General features: G+C 40.5%; 14 protein-coding genes. 5 read left to right on the forward strand and 9 right to left on the reverse strand.

Going from position 1 to position 22766, the window contains the following annotated elements; genetic code table 11:
• Positions 1–129: 129 nt before the first annotated feature.
• Positions 130–1308, reverse strand: a complete 1179-nt coding sequence (locus AC04QZ_RS07495; RefSeq protein ID WP_478357237.1) for an acyltransferase family protein — start codon at positions 1306–1308, stop codon at positions 130–132.
• An 84-nt stretch (positions 1309–1392) separates the two neighbouring features.
• Between AC04QZ_RS07495 and AC04QZ_RS07500 the strand changes: the two genes are divergently transcribed.
• The gene (locus AC04QZ_RS07500) at positions 1393–1971 is read left to right on the forward strand and encodes a YdeI/OmpD-associated family protein (protein ID WP_478357238.1); all 579 of its coding nucleotides are present in this window, start codon (positions 1393–1395) and stop codon (positions 1969–1971) included.
• A 203-nt stretch (positions 1972–2174) separates the two neighbouring features.
• Here AC04QZ_RS07500 and AC04QZ_RS07505 read toward each other — a convergent pair whose 3' ends face one another.
• On the reverse strand, positions 2175–3038 hold the full coding sequence (locus AC04QZ_RS07505) for an AraC family transcriptional regulator (RefSeq protein ID WP_086547187.1): 864 nt from the start codon (positions 3036–3038) through the stop codon (positions 2175–2177).
• A 216-nt stretch (positions 3039–3254) separates the two neighbouring features.
• Here AC04QZ_RS07505 and AC04QZ_RS07510 point away from each other — a divergent pair, with 216 nt between their 5' ends.
• Genes AC04QZ_RS07510 through AC04QZ_RS07525 form a run of 4 tightly spaced genes read left to right on the forward strand, consistent with a single transcriptional unit; the run spans position 3255 to position 10327 of the window.
• The gene (locus AC04QZ_RS07510) at positions 3255–6449 is read left to right on the forward strand and encodes a SusC/RagA family TonB-linked outer membrane protein (RefSeq protein ID WP_478357239.1); all 3195 of its coding nucleotides are present in this window, start codon (positions 3255–3257) and stop codon (positions 6447–6449) included.
• A 27-nt stretch (positions 6450–6476) separates the two neighbouring features.
• A complete protein-coding gene (locus AC04QZ_RS07515) occupies positions 6477–8390 on the forward strand; it encodes a RagB/SusD family nutrient uptake outer membrane protein (RefSeq protein WP_478357240.1) in 1914 nt (637 codons plus the stop codon).
• Positions 8391–8402: 12 nt separating this feature from the next.
• Positions 8403–9602 (forward strand): DUF5000 domain-containing lipoprotein, encoded by a 1200-nt coding sequence (locus AC04QZ_RS07520; RefSeq protein ID WP_478357241.1) that lies wholly within the window; start codon positions 8403–8405, stop codon positions 9600–9602.
• A 29-nt stretch (positions 9603–9631) separates the two neighbouring features.
• Entirely contained in the window at positions 9632–10327 is a 696-nt protein-coding gene (locus tag AC04QZ_RS07525; protein WP_086547190.1) for a DUF4998 domain-containing protein, read from the forward strand.
• A 455-nt stretch (positions 10328–10782) separates the two neighbouring features.
• Here AC04QZ_RS07525 and AC04QZ_RS07530 read toward each other — a convergent pair whose 3' ends face one another.
• From AC04QZ_RS07530 to AC04QZ_RS07560, 7 genes are all read right to left on the reverse strand, one after another.
• Positions 10783–12435, reverse strand: a complete 1653-nt coding sequence (locus AC04QZ_RS07530; protein ID WP_478357242.1) for a sodium:solute symporter family protein — start codon at positions 12433–12435, stop codon at positions 10783–10785.
• Between the two features lie 48 nt (positions 12436–12483).
• Positions 12484–13359 (reverse strand): SMP-30/gluconolactonase/LRE family protein, encoded by an 876-nt coding sequence (locus AC04QZ_RS07535; RefSeq protein ID WP_478357244.1) that lies wholly within the window; start codon positions 13357–13359, stop codon positions 12484–12486.
• Between the two features lie 105 nt (positions 13360–13464).
• Positions 13465–14253: an SDR family NAD(P)-dependent oxidoreductase gene (locus AC04QZ_RS07540; RefSeq protein WP_478357245.1), complete on the reverse strand. Its 789-nt coding sequence runs from the start codon at positions 14251–14253 to the stop codon at positions 13465–13467.
• Positions 14254–14306: 53 nt separating this feature from the next.
• Positions 14307–15473 (reverse strand): mandelate racemase/muconate lactonizing enzyme family protein, encoded by a 1167-nt coding sequence (locus tag AC04QZ_RS07545; protein ID WP_086547193.1) that lies wholly within the window; start codon positions 15471–15473, stop codon positions 14307–14309.
• A gap of 285 nt (positions 15474–15758) precedes the next feature.
• Positions 15759–18677 carry a glycoside hydrolase family 2 TIM barrel-domain containing protein gene (locus AC04QZ_RS07550; protein WP_478357246.1) on the reverse strand — a complete coding sequence of 973 codons (2919 nt, stop codon included), beginning with the start codon at positions 18675–18677 and terminating at the stop codon, positions 15759–15761.
• Positions 18678–18867: 190 nt separating this feature from the next.
• A complete protein-coding gene (locus tag AC04QZ_RS07555) occupies positions 18868–21786 on the reverse strand; it encodes a glycoside hydrolase family 2 TIM barrel-domain containing protein (protein WP_478357247.1) in 2919 nt (972 codons plus the stop codon).
• A gap of 35 nt (positions 21787–21821) precedes the next feature.
• The gene (locus AC04QZ_RS07560; RefSeq protein WP_478357248.1) at positions 21822–22526 is read right to left on the reverse strand and encodes an RraA family protein; all 705 of its coding nucleotides are present in this window, start codon (positions 22524–22526) and stop codon (positions 21822–21824) included.
• Positions 22527–22766 lie beyond the last annotated feature (240 nt).

Here is a 22766-nt window from a genome sequence, read left to right on the forward strand (position 1 = left end):
GAACTGTACCATGACTAGTGAACGAATGACAAATGAACCAATGAACAAAAATCAAAAGACAATTTACAGTGGGCAGTTATCAATGGGCAGTATGCAATGACCAATGCCTAATGAACAACATCCTCCAGCTTACAGGTATTTTTTCACCAAAGGTATTTTCCACAGTAAATAAGCAGTTGCCCAACTTAATCCCAGCGACAAAACAAAAACAATTAGAAACTTAAAACCTGCAGAGATATTAAACGATAACAATAAAAACTGGAGCCAGGTTACATAAACAAAATGAACCAGGTAAATTAAATAGGCATGGCTACTGAGCGAATCCCACCAGGCGATCTTTTTGACAACCAGTTTGCTGTAGCTGGTTACGAAAGCAAGAAATGTTAAGGTGCAGCAAAGCACAAATAATATATTGCTGATCATCGCATTTTGATTGCTACTGAGCAATTTTTGATCTACTGCTTTGTTCAAAACATCGGTTGAATACAAAAAAGCACCGAAAGCCATAAGGGCCAGCAAACACCATAACCGATAGTATTTAACGGTTAACGATTTTTTAGCTAAAACGCCTTCACTGATCGCTAATTTTCCAACAACTGCCCCAATTGCAAAATAGGCAAAATACAGGATTAAGCGGCTCAGCTGAAAATCGAAAGGTCCAATCCCCGTCCAGCTATATGGCCCGAAATAACCTGCCATGGGCAGATAAGCAAGCAAACCTGTTAAAAACAAAATTAAAAACAGGCCAACAGCCGTCGTGTTTTTATTAAGGTTTAATTGTAGCGCGCTGTTCTTTCCGCCATAAAATAATTGATGAAACGATGCCGCAACAAAGTTAAAAACGAACAATAACCATAAAAACCACGGCGGACCAACCGGCCAGGCCTCAGTTGTGAAAAAATCCTGAACATAAGTCCAAATATTGGTATTACCACGCATTAAATAAAATGAAGGGAAATATGCCAAAAGCATCAGCACGGTACCCAGCAATAAGAACGGAATCAATAACCTGAAAACTTTATCTTTAATAAAGCATAGATAACCCTTTTTATCAATGCCAGAAAAAAAGAAAAGTCCGCCCAGAAAAAACATAAGCGACATAAAAAAGGTATCGTTAAAGCTGACCATGCCATCAAGCAAGGCCCATCTGGCATGATCTACTACTGGATGTGTAGACAGGATATAAGCATCTTTGTTAAATACAGAGAAAGTGGTGTAGGCCAATGCCGCATGATGTGCAACCACTAAAACGGTTATGGTTGAGCGCAGGTAATCTATCCATACATTCCTTAAAGATTGATTAGCCATGATAATCTCCATTAAAGCAATTACATTATTGGTAAATTTACTATCTTAATAAGATTAAGCATCAAAAAAAAGGCACTATATTTTATGGAAGAAATAAAAAACGGCGTTAAAGCTTTTTATGCCAAAACGCAGGCCGATTGGCGCCAATGGCTGGCCGAGAACCATGAAAAGGAAGTATCTGTTTGGTTAATCATCTATAAAAAAGATGCATCGGCAAATAGCCTGCCCCATAGCAACGCCGTTGATGAGGCCCTTTGTTATGGCTGGATTGATAGCTTAACGGTAAAAAGGGATGAAGAAAGCCGTTACCAATTTTTCTCTAAAAGGAAACCTAAAAGTAACTGGAGCGCGATTAATAAGAATAAAGCTTTACACTTAATAGACCAGGGACTGATGAGCGATGCAGGATTACAATCTATAGAAACCGCTAAAGCCAATGGCATGTGGGATGCCCTGAATGATGTGGAAAATCTAATTGTACCCGATGATCTAAAAAAAGAATTTGAATCCAACAAACCAGCACAAACACATTGGGAGAAATTCCCCCGTTCTTCAAAGAAAGCCATACTAAAATGGATATCAGAAGCCAAAAGAACAGAAACAAGAGCAACAAGAATTAGTGAAACGATTCGGCTGGCGGGAGAAAATGTGCGGGTGAAGTAGAATTTAGTCCGGAGTACAGTTGGCGGTTAACAGTTGGCAATAAACAGTTAACAGTTAGTTTAGGGTTTAGGGTTGATTAACCGATAGGCTTGAACTGCACCATTGGCCTAATAACCAATCAACGAATGAACCAGTGAACCAATGAACTAATGACCAATGAACCAATGACCAGTGAACTAATGACCAATGAACTAATGAACCATTTAATTATTCAACCTATTCCTATATTCTGATGGTTTCATGCCTTTAATGGCCTTAAAAAATTTATTGAAGTTGGTTGGATTATTAAATCCACTGGCATAACAAACATCCGCAATGGAATAATCTTCTGATTGGAGTAATTTGCAGGCGTGCCCAATTCGTATTTCATTGATAAACTGGGTAAGCGATTTTTGTGCCCGCATTTTAAAAAAGCGGCAAAATGAATTGGGTGTCATGTTACACAATTCGGCTACCTCATTCAGATGTATGTCGTTATGAAAGTTTTTCATTAAAAACTGATACACCTTATTAATCCGGTTATTATCTTTCTCATCATATTGGTTTTTAAATGTGAGACTAGATAAATACTTAAAATCTTTTGCCCTGGCTAATATTTTGATGATTTCTACAACAGAAACTATATTTTCGAAACCATCATTATTTTCAATCCCGAGTAAAATCTCCCTTATTTTATTACTGGTTTCTTTTTCGAAGGCTAAACCTCTTGATGCCCTCGAAACCAGATCTTCTACCAGCATTAAAACAGCCTGATCGTCGGTTAACATCGAAAAAAAATCAATGCTAAAATAAATAACGGTAGATTTTACCAGCTTATCATCTCTGTCCTCGTAACTTTTATCGTTCTGCCAGATGTGCGGAAGGTTTGGTCCCATCAGTACCAGGTCGTCATCTTCGAAATTCCCAATATGATCGCCAACAATGCGTTTACCATGGCTTCGTTCAATCCATACCAATTCACACATATCATGAAAGTGGAAAGATGAAATCAGCCGGTTATTGTCGATATGTTTTATATGGACAGATTTGTTACCTGCGTGGTTAACATTGATAAGTTCAGACCTCATAATATTTTACAAAAACCTTAATTAAGTAAACTAAATTAATGATAAATAAGGAAATTAAGTTATTTAAGGTAAAAAAATTTAAGTTTTTCCAAATATAGTTTTACAAAAGGAATAATGCTGCGCGTACTTTTAGTATTAGTAAACATTTGATTACATGAGACATAGACTGTGTCTCAGCAATCAGCTGTTTTTTTAACCAAAAACTATATAAACTGTATGAAGAAAATTTTCCTATTTTATTTCATGCTATTTCTATCTGCAGCAGCCTTTTCGCAAGAAAAAACCGTTGTAAAAGGAACAGTACGAAATGCAGAACAACAACCCCTCGCCGGTGTTAGCGTGGGGGTAATCGGGCAGAATGTGGGTACTACTACCGACAATGATGGCCGGTTTACGATTCAAATCCCCAAACCTGCGGGTGCAAGGCTAAGATTTAGCTTTGTTGGTTACACCACAATCGAAGTAGCCGCAAACGATCCGAAAGCGATCAACATTGTTTTAAAAGATGACGCGCAGAATGAACTGCAGGAAGTGGCCGTTGTAGCTTTCGGAACGCAGAAAAAAAGCTCATTAACCGGTTCGGTAACCACCATTAGCGCGAAAGACCTAAAAGGCCCAACCAGTAACCTTACCACTACTTTAGCAGGACGTGTTCCGGGAGTTATTGCCTACCAGCGTACCGGTGAACCCGGACAAGATAATGCCAACTTTTTTGTAAGGGGTGTGGGTACTTTTGGAACCGGAAAGCAAGATCCGTTAATTTATATTGATGGTATTGAAAGTACACCTACCGATCTGGCCCGTATTAACCCTGATAATATTGATAATTTTTCAGTACTGAAAGATGCGGCAGCTACTGCATTATATGGTTCAAGAGGATCGAATGGGGTAATGTTACTAACCACTAAATTGGGCGCCCAGGGCGTTACCAAAATCAATGCAAGGGTAGAAAACAGGTTATCAACCAATACGCAAAATTTTAAACTGGCTGATAATATTACCTACATGCGTTTGGCAAATGAGGCCGTAACCACCCGTGATTTTCAAAACCAGGGCGGTGTGAATCCACCATACTCACCTAATAAAATCGATAATACAGCTGCAGGTATGGATCCCTTGCTGTATCCAAGTAACGACTGGGTTAATATTCTGACAAAAAATAACACCAGAAATTTGGCAGCAAATTTAGATGTAAGTGGCGGTAACGAGAAAGCAGTTTATTATGTAAGTTTAACTTACGATGAGAATAATGGTTTACTGAGGGAAGCCGGGTTAAACAATTTTAACACCAATGTAAAGGCACTTTCTTATTCCTTATTGTCAAACATCACCATCAACTTTACCAAAACCACCAAAGCGCTCATCAGCGTGCGTGGTACATTTGATAACAATACTTCGCCGGTTGGCGGTGGATCGCGGATTTTCACTTTGGCTTCTCAAAGCAATCCGGTAGCTTTCCCTGCTTTGTATCCGCAAAGTTTTTTACCTTATGCACAACATCCCCTATTTGGCAGTGCCTTATTGCCTAACTCCAATAATCAACTGTATACCAATCCATTTGCCGAATCAGTAAAAGGGTTTCAGGAATACAACAGGGCACAGCTGGTACCCCAAATCACGATAAACCAAAATTTGGATGGTATTACAAAAGGTTTAAGTGCCCGCGCCATGGCTTTTACACAGCGTGATGCCGATTTTACTTTGGTTAGGCAGTACAGTCCTTTCTATTATCAGGCAAGACAGGTTGGTGGACAAACCCTCCTAACCTCTCTTAACGAACCTACGCCGGGTTCATCAACACTCCAGATCGGAATCCCTCCAACAGAGTACCTCACCTATTCGCCATCAGCAAAAAACGTAAGTACAGTTATTTATGGTGAAGCGGTAATTAACTATTTACGCACCTTTAGCGAAAATCATTCAGTTGGAGGAAGATTTATTACCACCGTCCGTTCTACCGTTAATGGCAATGCCAACACCTTACAATTATCATTACCAAAACGTAATTTAAACTTTTTAGGCCAGGCGAACTATGCTTATAAAGATAAATACCTGGTAGATTTTAGTTTTGGTTACAATGGATCAGAACGTTTTTCACCGGATAAACGTTACGGGTTTTTCCCGTCAATCAGTGGAGCATGGATCGTTACGAAAGAAAAATTCATGGAGCCTTTAAGCAAAGTGATTACGAATTTAAAACTTCGGGGCAGTTATGGTTTAAGCGGTAATGATCAAATCGGATCAGATGCCGATCGTTTCTTTTATTTATCAGAGGTAGATTTAAATAGCTTTCAAAGGGGAGCTACATTTGGAGAGAATTATGGTTATAGCAGAGCAGGTATTTCAACCAGCCGTTACGCAAATCCAAATATTACTTTCGAAAAAACAAAGCAATATAATTTAGGCTTAGAATTAAGTTTATTTAACGATTTCAATTTCGTTATCGAAGCTTATAAGAAAAACACTTCTAGCATTTTATTATTCAGGAGTAATGTACCCTCAACTTCAGGTTTGCAGGCCGGTACTTTTGCAAACATTGGAGAAGCCAGCAGCCAGGGGGTCGATTTTTCATTCAATTACTACAAAAATTTCAACAAAAACTATTGGGCTAAAATCTATTCTACGTTTACATACGCCGCAAGCAAAGTATTATTTAATGAAGAACCTAATTATCCTGACAATCTGAAACATTTAAGTAGAGTGGGAAAATCGGCAGGGCAGCTATATGGCTTAGTAGCCGAGCGCTTATTTACCGATGAAACAGAAGTGAGAAACTCACCACGCCAAAACTTTGGTATTTATGGTGCTGGTGATATTAAATACCGCGACATCAACGGCGATGGGATTATCAGTTCTTTGGATATTGTACCTATCGGCCTGCCTAAAGATCCGGAAATTATTTATGGTTTTGGCGGTTCTTTCGGTATCAAACAGTTCGATTTTAGCTTTTTCTTTCAGGGATCAACCCGTTCTTCATTTTTCATCAATCCAAGCTCAAGTCGTAGCGCAGGTACGGGAAATGTAGAAGGGATAGCACCTTTTGTAACGTTTGGTGGTACCCAATCTGGTTTGCTGGATATTATTGCACAAGACCACTGGAGTGAAGACAATAGAAATGCATATGCCTTTTGGCCAAGACTAAGCAGCGAAGTAGTGGCCAACAATGCGGTGGCATCATCCTGGTGGTTAAGAAGGGGCGATTTTTTACGCTTAAAACAGGTTGAACTGGGCTATAATTTTAGTGAAAAACTGGCTAAAAAAATCGGCTTAGGCAGTGCCAGGATATACATGAGCGGCCTAAACTTATTTGCCGTAAGCAGCTTTAAACTGTGGGAAGTTGAAATGGCCGGTAATGGTTTGGGGTATCCTTTGCAAAGGGTATATAACCTGGGCATAAAGGTTGGAATTTAACCAGATTAACAATTTTATTTGATCAAGATGAAGACTCAAAAGAATAATTTATATAAAATAACGCCCGCCATAATAGCCTGTATCATATTACTGGTGATGGGCTGTAAAAAAGGTTTTTTAGATGTGGTACCAGATAACTTACCCAAAATAGAAAATGCCTTTGCCCTGCGTACCGAAGCAGAGAAGTACCTCTTTACCTGTTATTCGTACATACCAGATGATGGAAGTACTGCTTCAAATCCAGCATTTTTAGGTGGCGATGAAATGTGTGTTCCCCTACCAAGCAGATCTACTGATATTGCCACGAATATACCACGTGGTAACCAGACGGTAGTGGCACCATTTTTTAATTATTGGGATGGAGGAATGTTCCTGGCCATAAGGGATTGCAATGTTTTTATAGAAAACATGAAAGACATGAGCAAAGTACCCGATATAGGTATAGACGAAAGGAATAGATGGATTGCTGAAGGTGAATTTTTAAAAGCTTATTACCATTTTATCTTATTACGTGCCTATGGTCCGATTCCTACTATCGAAGAGAACGCACCTGTAGACGGGCCGATAGAAAACACTAAAGTAAGGCGTATGCCGGTTGATAGCGTAGTAAACTTTATTGTAAAACACCTTGATTTAGCCATTGCAAACCTGCCAGATGTCATTCAAAACACCAACAATGAATTGGGAAGGGTAACCAGACCGATTGCCCTGAGTATGAAAGCACGTGTTCTGGTATTGGCAGCCAGTCCTTTATTTAATGGCAATACGGATTACAATACATTTAAAGATAAACAAGGTGTACAACTCGTGAGCACGACCTACGATCCAAAAAAATGGGAAAGGGCAGCTTTGGCTTGTAAAGCTGCCATCACTTCATGCGAAGGCGTAGGTATACAATTGTACAAATTTCCTACTTCTATATTTAAATTAAGCGATACCACTATTAAACAGATGAACCTGCGAAATGCAGTGAGTCAAAAATGGCAAAACTCGGAATTGATCTGGGGGAATCCAAATACCGCAACCAGTAATTTACAATATATAACGGTGGGTCACTTTGACGGCAGATATGGAGCAAGCAATGGTGCTATTGCCGATGTAGGCGCCACGCTAAAACTGGCTGATCTGTTTTATAGTACGAATGGGGTGCCGACCAATGAAGATAAAACCCTTAATTTCAGTAACCGATCAGAACTAAGAGCCGGCGTTAACAAAGAACGTTTTAACAACCTAATAGGTTATACCTCATCGAGGCTTAATTTCGACAGGGAAAACCGTTTTTATGCTTCACTGGGTTTTGATGGCGGAATATGGTATCAGGAAGGTAGCTTAACCCGTAGCGATGAAGGAACATTTAGTTTGCAGGTACGTTTAGGCGGGGCAGGTAACGGGACGCCACAACCGCCAACGGGTTACTATGCTAAAAAATTGGTGAGCTGGAAATTTACCTGGGCAGCAAACAACTCGACCAGTACAGAAAGGTATCCATGGCCAATGTTTCGTTTAGCTGATCTCTATCTTTTATATGCAGAATCACTCAATGAATTTTCAGGCCCAAGTAACCTGGTTTACGATTACCTGAATAAGGTACGGGAACGTTCTGGTTTACCTACAGTTCAAAAATCATGGACAGACTTTTCCAATAACCCAGGCAAATACCAAAGCAAAGAAGGCTTACGCAGCATTATTCGCCAGGAAAGAGGGATTGAATTGGCGCTGGAAGGCAGCCGATTCTGGGATTTAAGAAGATGGAAAACAGCAGGTACCGAACTTAATGGCAACGTACAAGGCTGGGATAAAGATCAGGCCGATCCAACACTTTATTACAGAATTATAACCCGATATATACAACGTTTTGTAGCCCCTAGAGATTACTTATGGCCAATAAGAGAGAATAATTTATTAATAAACGAAAACCTGGTTCAAAACCCGGGTTGGTAAATTTTAGGCAAAATGGAAAAAAACTTAAAAATACTACAATCCGGCATCATATTGCTGCTTGTGGTTCTTACAACCTTTGGCTGTAAAAATGATATACTTAACGGTCCTATCGAAAATAGTGCTGAAAAGCCGGGAACGGTATCAAATGTCACCGTAGAAAATAAAAGCGGTGGTGCTTTGTTAACCTATACCCTACCCCCTAATGAAGGGCTTTCTTACATTAAAGCGGTATATGAAATACGCCCGGGTGTAAAAAGGGAGGTGGTAAGTTCTTACTATACCAGCCAGCTATTAATTGATGGCTATAACTCAACAAATGAACAGCAGATCACATTATACGCCGTGACGAAGAGCGAGGTGATGTCTGATCCTGTTATCGTAAAAATTAAACCACTAAAATCGGCCATTCAACTTGTTTATGAGAGTTTAAATATCATTGCAGGTTTTGGCGGACCAAATTTAAAATTCACCAATCCCAACAGGGCTGCTGTTATTATTGCCCCGATCATAAAAGCAGATAATGGCAGTATTAAAGCATTGGATAAAATTTATACCCAAACGCTGTCAGGAAATAGTACACTTAGAGGCCAAGAGTCTGTAGCCACAAATTTTGGTTTTGTAGTCATGGACCGTTTTGGCAATCATACCGATACTTTGTATAAAAATATAACGCCTTATAGCGAAGGCATGTTAGAAAAATCAAAGTTCGCAGCATATAACCTGCCAGGAGATGCAACCATGGCTTATGGCACTTTTTTAAGTTATTTTTGGGATGGCAGTTATGCAACGGCAACATGGCCAAGGGCATTTACGCTGGAAGGGGTTACTACACCACAAACCATTACCATCGATTTAGGCGTAACCAGGGCCCTAAGTAGATTTATATTTTTCCCACGTACTGAATCGGGCAACAAATATTACGTTAGGGCAAATCTTCGCGATTTTGAAATCTGGGCAACCAATAATCCGCCGGCAGATGGAAGTTATACCGGCTGGACCAAACTGGCTACCCAATCGGTAGTAAAACCTTCCGGCCTGCCATCGGGCACCGAAACGGCAGAAGATCTGGCCTATGCATTGGCGGGATGGCCAACAGAGTTCGAACCTGGCTTACCTGCCTTTAGGTATTTAAGAATTAAGTCTACACGCAACTGGGAAAACACCTATGCCATTATGGGCACTCAAATAGAGGTTTATGGCAGTAAAAATTAAAATAATAACGACGATTTAAATTTACTCAGATGAAAATAAATATATGGATGTCTTTTGCATTAATGGGATTTTTCGCCTTTAGTGCCTGCTCAAAAATAGACGATTACAGGGGGCAATTTCAAGGAGACAAAGAAATATCTTACCCTGGCATTTTAGATTCTGCAAAAGTTCTCGCGGGCAACAAACGGGTGATGGTATACGGTCAGTTTACTTCAGATCCTAAAATTGTGAAATACCAGGTATTTTGGAATGGAAAACAAAACATGGTCGAAAAAACGATCGTTCGCAGCAGTGGTGTAGACGAGGTTAAGTTAATTATTGATAACTTAACAGAAGGGGGCATTAATTTCGAAGTCAGAACTTTTGATAATAAAGGAAACATGTCTATACCCATTTACATCAATGGTACTGTATTTGGCGAAAATTATGCTTCAGCAATTGTAAACCGTGTTTTTAATCCAGCCACGACAAAATACGATGCGACCAGTAAAATTTTAACCATAGATTGGCAAGGCATAGATCCTACAGCCATTTATACCACTGTTGAGTATACTGATGTAAACGGCCTGCCTAAAACCATGCAGGTTACAGATCCTTCATCGGTATTAACCCGGATTAACGATTATAAAACAGGTACAGATCTATATTATCAGACAACTTATAAACCTCAAAAAGATGCTATAGATAATTTTACAGTTCAGAAAAAGGATACTTTTAAACGTTAGCCAATTATAAATTAACACACTCAAAGGGTAATTTTCGATATGAAAATTGCCCTTTGTTTTTTATAGCTGATTAAACTTTTTGAAACAGTTGATTGCTTTATTTGAAACATGGGTTTTTGGAAAGGCCGGGACATCCTTTCCTGGCGGTTTGCCGCCCTGCTTTCACTGCAATCTTTTTGCATCGAATTAGCATCAAATGATAAAACCTCTGCAGCAAAAAGTATTTCCGTTCAATCACGTTTAGGTACAATGGCCACTGCTCAAAATAGAATTACCTGATGCATTTTGGCGCCTTATTGATTTTTACGGATCTTCTATTACTGATATGCTTAAAAAATAGCGGTACTTCTTAAATTTCCTTATTTTCCAGGACTAAGGGTTGCTACAAAACGACACAGGAATAACAAAAAAAAAGCTGATGTTTCCATCAGCTTTTTTTAATCCAGAAGTGTATCCTAAAAAAAGATAATATTAAAGGCTACTGTAATGATCAAAACGATAAGCCCTAAATAAAGCGGATTGGTATACCAGGTTTTGCTCTTTAAATCTTGTTTCGGTGTTAAGCTGTAAACCAGTCCAACCAGTTCGTTTTCGTCTTTGGCTTTTGTGAACAAACTGATTACGATGGTAAATACCAGACACACCATAAAGGAGATTGAAGCGATGGTAAAGGCCTGCCCTGTTGCCGAATAAAAATCGAACAAATGAACCAGCCAGCCACCTTTGCCTTCGGCCACTGATAAACCATGTGTAATGGCCGCAGCGCCTGTACCTAAAAGTAAACCCCAGAAGGCTCCATGACCAGTGGTCCGTTTCCAGAACATGCCCAAAAAGAAAGTAGCAAACAGGGGTGCATTTACAAAACTAAATACCAGTTGCAATAAATCCATTATACTGTTAAAGCCACGGGCCACATAAGCTGTAGCGATAGAAATTAAAATACCGGCAACAGTAGTGGCCTTGCCAACCATTAAATAATGCAAATCGGAAGCTTTTTTCTTAATATGGGTTTGGTAGATATCATAAGTAAATACCGTGTTAAAAGCGGTAACATTGCCCGCCATACCACTCATAAATGAAGCAATTAATGCGGTTATGCCTAAACCAAGTAAACCACTCGGATAAAGTTTCTGCAACAATAAAGGCAGTACCATATTATAATCCTTATCTCCATTAACATTAACAGGCAGTTCGAAGCCGCTATACTGCCCCTGTAAGGCCAATAAAATGATTCCAGGAAGAATCACGATGGCCGGCATTAAAATTTTAGGAAAAGCAGCCAAAACGGGTGTGCGTTGTGCCTCGTTAAGATTTTGGGTAGCCATTGCCCTTTGTACCACCAAAAAATCGGTACACCAATAGCCAAATGCCAATACAAAACCCAAACCAAAAACCATACTAAAGGCATCTACGCCCATCGGGTTGTTTGCCGGACTATCTAAACCCTTCCAAACGTGAAGCTTCGCATCATCAACATGTTGTAAAATACCATCAATTCCTCCGGCCTTATCTAAGCCGATATAAACCAAAGGCGCTATCCCGATAATGATTAAAAAGAACTGCAATACTTCGTTATATATGGCGCCTGTTAAACCTCCGGAGAAAGTATAAATCAATACCACACCAGCGGCAAGCCATATGGACAAATCAAAATCCCAGCCTAAAATAACTTTCATTAGCATGGCCAGTGCATACAGGGAAACACCAGATGAAAAAACAGTCATTGCAGCAAAAGTAAGTGCGTTAAAAGTCCTGGTTTTTTCGTCGAAACGTAATTTTAAATATTCAGGTACACTTCGGGCCTTACTACCGTAGTAAAAGGGCATCATGTATACGCCTAAAAAAATCATGGCTAAAGCAGCACCCAACCAATAAAAATGCATGGTATATAAGCCATATTTTGCGCCATTGGCAGCCATGCCCAAGACCTCCTGTGCGCCTAGGTTTGCCGATATAAAAGCTAAACAAGTAATCCATAACGGAATATTATGCGAGCTCAGTAAAAAATCATTTCCTGTTTTTATTTTCTTTTTCAGCACCAAACCAATGCCCATTACCAAAATAAAATAAATGGCAATAATCAGGTAGTCGATAAGTTCTAGTTTCATAGATTATTATTTGGTTAGTAGTATTTGTATTATGGCACAAGCCAGTAATTATTGTTGTTTGTAAGGAGCGGTTGGCAATCCCGTTACCTTTAATTTTACCATAAAGAGCGAGCCACTGTGTGGGTATTTTTTTAATTCGTCGGCGCTTAATCCATCTTTTGCGGTGGTAATTAACATTTGGTTCATCAATTTACCCCCAAATGCGCAGCTTGTTACGTTTGGTGCATTGATTTCAATCTTTCCTATACAGGCCCCGGTGAGTGGATTATACCTGTTTACACAAGCACCTCCCCATATGGCCACCCAAAGCATGCCTTCACTATCAATACACATCCCGTCGGCCACGGTATTGGGTTCGGTTATTTCTACTACAATTCTTTCGTTGCTGATATTTCCGGTATCCAGATCATAATCGAAGGCTTTAATGTGGTAAAGAAAACTATCGATGTAATAGAGGGTGCGGTTATCCTGCGACCAACAAATGCCATTAGATACACTTGTGCCTTGAATTTTCTTAACTAATTTTCCGTTGTAGCAGTAAAGATTACCTGCACCATGTTTGGCATTAATATTCATTGTCCCCACCCAAAGCCTGCCTAATGCATCGCAAGCGCCATCGTTACTCCGGTTTTCGCTATCCTCTTTAAATTTCGCCAGGTTTATCGTTTTACCGGTTGCTAAATTGAATAACACAATTTTACCCTGTAAAGCCACTAATAGCTGATCATTTTCGGCAGGCGCCAGCATACCAGGCATTGCCGATATTTTTTGGGTAACTACTTTACCATTTGCCGGATTACAGGTACCAATTAGTTTGCCTTTGATGTCGATAAACAAGAATTTTTGCCATTCAGCATGCCAGCGGGCACCTTCTCCTAAAATTAAATCTGCTTTATAAAGCACATCTGGCTTCCAAATATCCATCGTATTGTTAAAAAATTACCCCCATCTTAGTATCGCTTTTGTCTCAAATCCCAAATCCACATTTTCCATCTCCCATCATCCATCTCCCATCCTTCCATCATCACCTTAGCTATCCTGCATCATTGCACTTCGGCCTCCATCAATTAAATAAGTAGTCCCCGATGCAAAACCGGCATATTCGCTGGATAAAAACACACACCAGCCTCCGATTTCTTCTACCGTACCTAGTTTTTTTACCGGATGAAGGTTTACCGTACGCTGCCTCTCTTCTTCAGGCTGAATAAATGAATTAAACCATTGCTGATTACCGGGCGTATCGATAAAACCTGGCGCAATACCAATCGTTCTAATACCAGGCCCCCATTCTATGGCCAAACTCCTAACCAAGCCCGTTAAGGCGGTTTTGGCAATGTTATAGGGTGCACAGCCGGGGATACTGGCAAAGGCATGGTTAGAAGCCATTACAATAATTACCCCATTATTTGTGTTTAACAACGATTTGCAACGTTTGGCCAGGCGCCAATGTGCTGAAAGGTTTAGGTCTAAATTAAACTGCCAGTCTTTTTCGGTACTGTTTTCTAATCCCGTAAATACATTCTGTCCGGCATTAGACACTAAAATATCCAATCGTCCATAATCATTGGTGATATCTGAAACAAGCCCATCAATGTCTTCGGTTACCACCATATCGGCTTTAAAATAGTCGGTATGTGCATCAAAAGACTCCATTTCTGCTAAAAACCGTTGCGCAACATCACTCGTTTCACTTTGTTCTGCGCAGCCTATAACGGTGCAACCCGCTTTGGCCATCATTTTGGCAATCCCCAAACCAATACCCGAAGTAACACCCGTTACCAAAGCTATTTTCCCCTTTAAATCTATTGTTAGTGCCATAAAATCTATTTAAAAACCTACCAGGCGTTAAACCTGATCGGTTATATTCATATTTAAACGTAGAAACCAGCCCTTGGCGTTAAAATGCCGGGGTGTTTTTCCATTTCTTCTTCAATTAAATCGACACCTAAACCTGGCCTGTCGCTCAGTTTCAAATGCCCGTTTTGTACCATATCAGCAATCGGATGCGAAATCACTTCATCACGCCAGGGCACATCGTTAAACATAAATTCTTGTCTGAAAAAGTTCGGCACCGAAGCGCAAACCTGTGCCGAAGCCAATGTAGACAGTGGCCCGTTTGGATTATGTGGCGCCAGGAGCACATTATAGGCTTCCATCATGGTCGCCATGCGTTTCATTTCTGAAGGCCCACCGCAACGGGTAATATCAGGCATCATAATATCGCAGATATGTTTTTCCAATACATCGCGGATACCGTGACGGGTATAGTGGCGCTCGCCTACGCAGATGGAAACATTCGAAGGAATCCGATCCCTCATGGCCTTCAAGGTATTGGCATTTTCTGGTCCTGCAGGCTCTTCATACCAGGTAATATTTAATTCTGAAAGCCTTTGTGCCATCGTTACCGCCACACGGTAATTTAACATGGCGTGCGTTTCAATCATGATGTCAAATTCGGGTCCAACAGCATCGCGAACGGCCTTACTTACATTAAATGCCAGATCCTGTTGAGGAGCCGTAAGCTGGAGATTTGATGATAAATCTTCCCCATACAAATAATTGGTGTGTGCAAACGGGTCGAATTTTAAGCCTGTAAAACCCGCTTCTTTAACTTTTTTGGCCTGTGCAGCATAATCTGCTGTATTATGACCGCCACCTGTAAACCAGTAGTTGGCATAAAGTAAAATGTCTTTCCTGAAAGCCCCACCTAAAAGTTCGTAGCAGGGTACGCCCAATACTTTTGCTTTTAAATCGAGCAATGCCATGTCTATCCCGCTAATGGCACACATACTGGCACCAAACGGGCCCATCCAGTTTAAATCTCTGTACAGTTTAGTCCATATAAAATCAGTTTTCATCGGATCTAAACCAATAATACGTTGCCCTACGTGTTTGGTTGCTTCAAAAACAATCGGACTGCCTGGCCAGTTTGTAGCTTCGCCTACTCCTGTATGTCCGGTATCGGTATATATTTTTAATAAGGTCCAGTTGTATTTTACGCCCTCAACCAGCCATACTTTTACATCTGTTATTTTCATTTTGTTGTTGTTTTTATATTCGTTTTGTTGGTATTACCGCCAACTTTTAATTTATTCTATTTACTTAGCCAATAGCTGTCAGATTGAGTTTTCTTAAGTAAACTGCAAATCCTTCGACAGGCTATCATTGACAGATTCCAGAAAAGGTCGTCATTGCGAGGAGGAATCCCGAATGTTCGGGAAAGCAATCTTTCATGCTAACCATCCTTGCTAGAAAGATTGCTTCCCCGAAAGGTCGGGACAAGCTGTCGGCTGAAAAAGCCTTCTCGCAATGACGTTTCTTTTTTATTGCAGCCTAAAATTTACACTTCCTTTTAATGTTTTGCCTTTAATATTAATGCGTCCATCGGTAAATGGCGAGCCGTAAAAAGGCTCAGAACCGTTATTCCAATAATCAGCAACCAGCAATTGTATTTTTTCATCTTGTAACCAGCTTCTTGATGCCTGTTTACCATTAGATTGAATCACCATTTCCTTATTTCCATTGCTTAACCGGGTTTGGAGTATATGCTGTTTGGTTGACCTAAAATCGTTCGATCCCATCTCATTGCTGTCATCTTTCCATTGTTTAGCTGCCGGTTTTCCAAATTCTTCTACAGCCGGTAACCACTTAGCATTTAATTTCGCGGTTCCGCTGTTACGGGCAATATCTTCTGCTGCATAAACGGTAAATTCGCCTTTGCGTTTCCAGCTTAATTCGTCGAAAGTTTTGGGTAACTGAAAAAGCATCCCATATTGATAAGGCCTTTCTAAAGTAGTTTTCACTTCGTAGTCTACCTGAGTGTTGCCATTGGCAAAAAATCTATAGGTTATATCACCATCCCCGGTGGTATAGGTGGTTTTGATCGCAAAGGTGATTGCATCGTTCGTTTGATCTACCTTAATGGCATTTGCAAAAATGGTGTACGAAGGATAATTTTTAATCGGGTGGATGTTATTCTGGTACGTTTCGCCAGCTACATTGGGTTTGCCGCCATCTTCGCTGTTCATCGCCACGGCACTAAATACCGGCCCCTGTTCTAACACTTTTATCCCTTTGTTTGTTGCACCAGATATTACACCTGTAATTTTGTTTATGGTATAATTTACATCTCCTTGTGTTACAAAATAGGCCATTTCATTTTCTGTAAGCGATAAGCTCAGCTTGTGGTGAGTTATCGTTTCTTCAGTCGGTTTCAAAACCATAAGTTCTTCGTTCACCACATTACCCGAAGGGTCTTTAAATGAGATATATACTTCTTTTGTTGCTTCTTTTACAGGGATTTCTAATTGGCCTTCGCCATGTGGTTTGATTGCTGAGCTTAGCTTAACAGGCACAGCATCAACCTGAGCAGTAATTTCTACATCACTCAGCGAAATAAAATCATGACGGTTTTCTATTTCCAGTACCAATTTACCATTTTTAATGATTGGCTGAAGCACATTTTTGATGACCACAGGTGCATAGGCTTTTTTCATGCCCCAATATTCAGGCTTTGGCCTGCGCCAGGCATCAATTGGTCCCCAGGGGCCATAACCTACGATATTGCCATCGGGTAAATGAAAAGTATCATCAATACCGCTCCAAATGGCACCACCTAGATTACCTTTGTGTACATACATGCTATCGTACATTTTAACCAATGATGGGCCATAACTTGCCCTTACACCCGGATCGGTTAATAATTCGCGGCGGTTATAAGTGCTTAAATGGGCATATTCGCCAAATAAAGTTGGCCTTTTCATCGTATCGGTGGCTTTAGGCCCATTTATGCCTGGATAATGGTAATTGGCGATATCAACTTTATTGCCTCCATTATTGAAACCACCCCAGCATTGATCGTGGAAAGAAATAGGTCGTGTAGGGTCTAATTTTTTAGCTTCGCGATAAACTTTATCCCATAGCGGGCTCCAATAACTTTCGTTACCTAAACTCCAGATAATTACCGAAGCATGGTTTTTGCCAGCCTGCATTTTCTCAATATTCGCAGCGAGCATGTAAGGATAAAACTTTTCGTCTTTATAATTCCATAACTTCCAGATTGGCGAAGCACCGTGCTGAATCCATGTTAAGGAACTCTCGTTTTCTACAAACAGGCCAATACTATCGGCTATGGCTAAAAACCTTTCGCTTGGTGGGTAATGTGAAGTACGGATGTAATTGCAATTGGCTTGTTTAAACAATTCGGCATCTTTCAATTCCAAATCGTCGCTTATGGCACGCCCGGTAAGTGGATGCACCGAATGGCGGTTAACCCCTCTTAATTTAATGGGCATTCCATTTACAAATACCTGATTTCCCTTTACCTCAACCTGCCTGAATCCAATTTTTTGTTGATGGCTTTGGATCGTTTTTCCATCAATAATTAACGTTGTGGTTAAAGTATATAGATATGGCTTATCGGTATTCCATTTTATTGGATTTTTCACCGAAATATCGGTTTGAATGGAAGTCGATTTTTGACCAGATACTGCCGGTACTGCAGTTTTAACCGTAGCGATACTTTTTCCGGTAACAGCTGCTAAAGTGTAAATGATCTGTCCTGCTGAAGCCTTTTGCCCCTGATTGTTGACCAATGCTTTGAGGTTAAGTGTCGCATTATTGTGGTTTTTATCGAGTGTTGTTACCACTGTAAAATCGGCGATATTAACTTCTGGCAGGGCAAACAAGGTGACATTACGCAATATCCCCCCTACGGTATGTACAGCGTACTGCGAGGTACAAGCCAAAATATCGCTGATGGTATTGGCCTGCACATCAACCTGAAGCAGATTTTCACCATTTTTAAGTGCATCGGTAATATCAATTTCGAAGGGAACAAAGCTACCTTCATGTTCGGCTAGTTTTTTACCATTGATTTTAACTATTGCGTGCGAACTTACCCCATCAAAACGCAACTTCATGCGATTGCCTTTCCAATTGTTTGGTATCGAAAACGTTTTGGTGTAAGTAGCCGTTTCTCCGGTATTAACCGTATAACCTTGCATTACCCACTCCCCTGGCACTTTAATATTTCCTTTTTTGTTGCTTTGTTCAAATTTCCAATCGCCGTTTAAAGAAATAACAGGTTTATTGCTGCTGAGCAACGAGGATGGGATTGGTGAAAGGGTACTGGCTATGCCACTGTTTTGTGCCAATAGCTGTAAAGCAGTACTGGTTATCAAAGCAAAAGTGAGCAATAATTTGCGTCCTGTTTGGTAACCGTGAATTTTATTTAGGGTCATGATTGTTGTATTAAAATTTAATTTGCTCATCTTCCCGAATAACTTCGCAGATGGGCATGTTGTCAGTCTGAGTCATTAGTCATTCCCGCACAGGCGGGAATCTTAATGCACACACATTAAAAATGTGTTTCTCTTTTACCCTCCTTACAAACGAGGACAATTATCCGATCGAAATGGCGACACCCACTTATTACTTCAACTGAAGCGTTACACTGTCCTGTATTATATCGCCTGCTTTTAATGGGCGATCCATTTTTTCTGCGTGCCCTCTGAAAAATCTTTCGGCGCCCATATTGCTGTAGCCAGCTACCAAAGCTTTAATGCCTTGTGTATCTTTCCAGGCCCTGATATGCTGCTGGCCGTTGGCGTTTACATTAAAAGAAGATGTACCGTTAGTTAAGGCTGCTTTATTGATATACATTTTGGTCGACCTGAAATCGTTGGTACCTAAATCATTTCGATCTAAGCTCCACGCAGTGGCTGGTAATTTAGATGGACCTGCCGGACCTGAAACCTGGTTAGCAGAGTTTAACAGTGCTTTACCAATCGGTCTGCCAATATGATCGGCCGGGTAATAATCCCACTGTGGATTTCTGTTCCAATCTAACTCCTGAAAGCTGTTTGGCACTCCAAATACAAGGCCCCATTGACGTGGGTTAACTTCTTTTTTGATGGTATATTGATAATCGATTTTTACTTTGCCATTAGCCAGAAAGGTATAACTCGTGGTTCCGCCGGCTTCGCTGTACACATCTGTTACGTGAACCGTAAATCCGTTTTTCGTTTTATCCAGTTTAATATCTTTAACAATCCTGTTTTTGCATACATCGGTAAAAGGATCAAATTGCTGGCTTTCGCCTGTCATCTGCGTTCCCCTGCCCTCGCCTGTTAATGGCAAAACCATTAATCTCGCGCCGGTATTCCAAACCGTTGCACCGTTGTTGGTTACCTGTTCTATATCGCCCTTAGCCAGGTTAAGCTGAACATTTAGCTTCCCGCTTTTAGCTGTTAAAGTGCTGCCGGTTTGGGTATAAGTCCATGGCTGACCAGCCGGTTTGGGCACCAAAGTTAAATCGGTAATTGTTGGTACAATGGCAAACTGGTAAATATCAATGAGTACACCACGCGGATCGTAAACTTTAATCGTCATTTTATCGCCTGGCAATGGTTTTTTATTCACGGTAACATTGGCTGTGGTTTTACCATTTCGTTTTAAATCGGCCTCAATTAATCCACTCTCATTGGCTACGCTCCATTCTATTTTACACTCTTTCAGGTTGCTAAAAAGTAATCTGTTTTCCAGTTCAACGGCTACTTTACCATTGCTCCAGTTGCTGGCCAGTTTAATTTTTACCGGCGAATAGATTTTTTTCATGTGCCAATATTCAGGCTTTGGTCTTCTCCAGCCATCAAGCGGCCCCCAGGTGCCATAACCAACTGTTTTTCCGTTAGGTAAAAAGAAGGTATCATCAATACCTGCCCATATTGCGCCGCCCAAAACAGCATCGGTGCGGTACATATTTTCCCACATGGCTTCGAAACCAATCCCCCATGCATCGCGTACCCCAGGATCGGTTACCAGTTCTAAACGGTTATAGGCATTTAAGTGCACATACTCATCAAAAACAATCGGACGTTTATAATTTCTGTAGGTTTGTGGTCCTGTTGGGCCCGGATAATGGTGATTGGTAATTTCCAGATCGCCTTCATCTGCATCGGGGCCATACTGACTGAAATTACGTGGGCGTGTTGGATCGAACGATTTTGCCAACTTAGCGGTTTCTTTAAAATAGGCGGCGTATTTACCGCTCTCGTTACCCATCGACCAGATGAGTACTGCCGGGTTAGACCTAAAATAGTTAATCATATCTAAAGTTTGATCGACCATTAAGGTTTGATAAATTTCTGTTCCTGCTGGTACTGCAGTATTTTCTGCCCAGCAAAAAGGTGCTTCTACTTCTAAAAACATCCCCAGGCGGTTGCAGGCATCAATCAGTTCTTCTGCCGGCGGATAATGCGAGGTACGGAAATAATTTACATTACCTTCTCTAAACAGTTGCACATCTTTTTCCCACATGTTTTCGCCAACTGAACGGCCACGTAAAGGCATGGTTTCGTGGTGGCATATACCCCGAAGTTTAATGGGCATGTTATTTACAAAAACCCGGTTCCCTCTTACCTCTATCTGGCGGAAGCCAATACTTTTGGTGATGACATCTTCCGCTTTACCATCTTGTAAAATGCTGAATTTTACAAGATATAAATTAGGATGTTCCGGATCCCATTTGGCAGGTTTAACTACATCAAAACTGATATTCTGCTGTAAATATTCGCCTTTAGCCATACTTTTATCAACAGTAACCGTTTTTTCAGTCACTTTTGTCGTTCCATCCGTTTTGAAAAGTTCTGCTTTTATAACAAGATTCCCGGTTTTACTATCCTGTTCATTGGCAATAATCAGATCCGTATTCAGCGTGGCGTTTTCATAGTTTTTATCCAAAATGGTTTTAACATCCGCATAGGCAAAATTGATTGGCGCGAGGGCCATTACATATGCCTTTCTCGAAATCCCTCCCAAAGGATGCACTGCATAGGTAGATGCACTTGCCAGGGAGTCGGCTTTGCTTTCGGACTTTACTTTTACGAGGATTTCGTTACTGGCGCCCCATTTTACGGCATTGTTAATATCAATTTCGAAAGGTGTAAAACCACCTAAATGTGATGCAGCTTTCTTACCGTTCACCCAAATTTCGGCATCGCTGTATACGGCATCGAAACGGAGTTTAATGCGTTTGTTTTTCCAGTTTTCCGGAAGGTCGAAGTTTTTTTTGTAACCGGCATAAACCGCATTCTTTACTTCAAAACCCTGCATTACCCACTCGCCCGGTACCTGAATATTTTTGTCGGCAGGTAATGCGTTGATATCGGTCGAAAACTGCCATGTTCCGTCCAAAGAGATCTTATCCGGCTGTTTTGAGCCAGAAGGTGAAATGCGGTTAAGTTTTAATACCTGCTGATCGGTTGTGGTATAGGTGATTTTTTGAATTTGTGCATGTGCTGCACCCGCTAAAGCCAGTAAAACTGTAAAAATTCTATAAAATAGTTTCATTTGTGTGTTTGATTTATCTTTTTTGAATTTATTCTTTACATAATACCATATTTATCGAAGGCTTCTTTGGCGCTCATCCCCTCGAGGATTTTCTTCTGCACCATTTTTTCGCCCCTGGCTTTTTCAAGTGCTCTTGTGACCACCTCCACTTCATGCTGTTTTGGAACAATGCAAACACCATCTATATCGCCAATTACCAGATCACCCGGGTTAACTAAAACACCCTTAATTTCTATTGGCACCCTGAAATCGATTACTTTACCTCTTGGTGCCTGGTCTTGTGCATAATTGCCATAAGAAAATGAAGGGAAGCTTAGGTGTAATATCCCTCTGGTATCCCTCGAATAACCATCTACTACGGCTCCTGCTGCACCTAACATCTGTGCCCTTGTGCTCATCAGCTCGCCCCATAATGCATAATTAGGGGAAGAACCTGTACAGATATATACCTCATGTTTTTTAAGGTCATCGAGTGCCTCGAGCATCAAACCAAATGGTTTTTTTAAAATGGGATTACTGCTTTCATGTTGCCCACACTCTAAAACATCAGCCTCTAACACCGTCATCGCTCTTCCAGCAACAAACATATCAGGATGTAAAGGTTGTATCTGTGGCGGCAAAAACTGATGGAGCAAACCCATCTTATCCATTATATCGCCAATAACAGCAGTATAAAGTTCTGTTTTTATTACCTCAAAAAGTTCATCGTCATTTTGCCACTCCGTCGTATTAATTGTCATTTTTTATAGAATATTGGGATGATTGTAGGGTATTATATTAATTATTCAAAAATGTATAATTACCGGAGAAAACATTTAAGCATAGTTATCTACTTATTAAACTTTTTTAACATAACATCAATCTTTATAGTAATTGAAAAGACAAAATACTTCATCTTATTAAATATTGATTGCTAATAAGCGACTGAACAAAATTAAAAATCAGGGCAAAAAAATAGCAGCCAGTAAAGCACTGGCCGC

This window comes from Pedobacter folensis, from assembly GCF_056490665.1.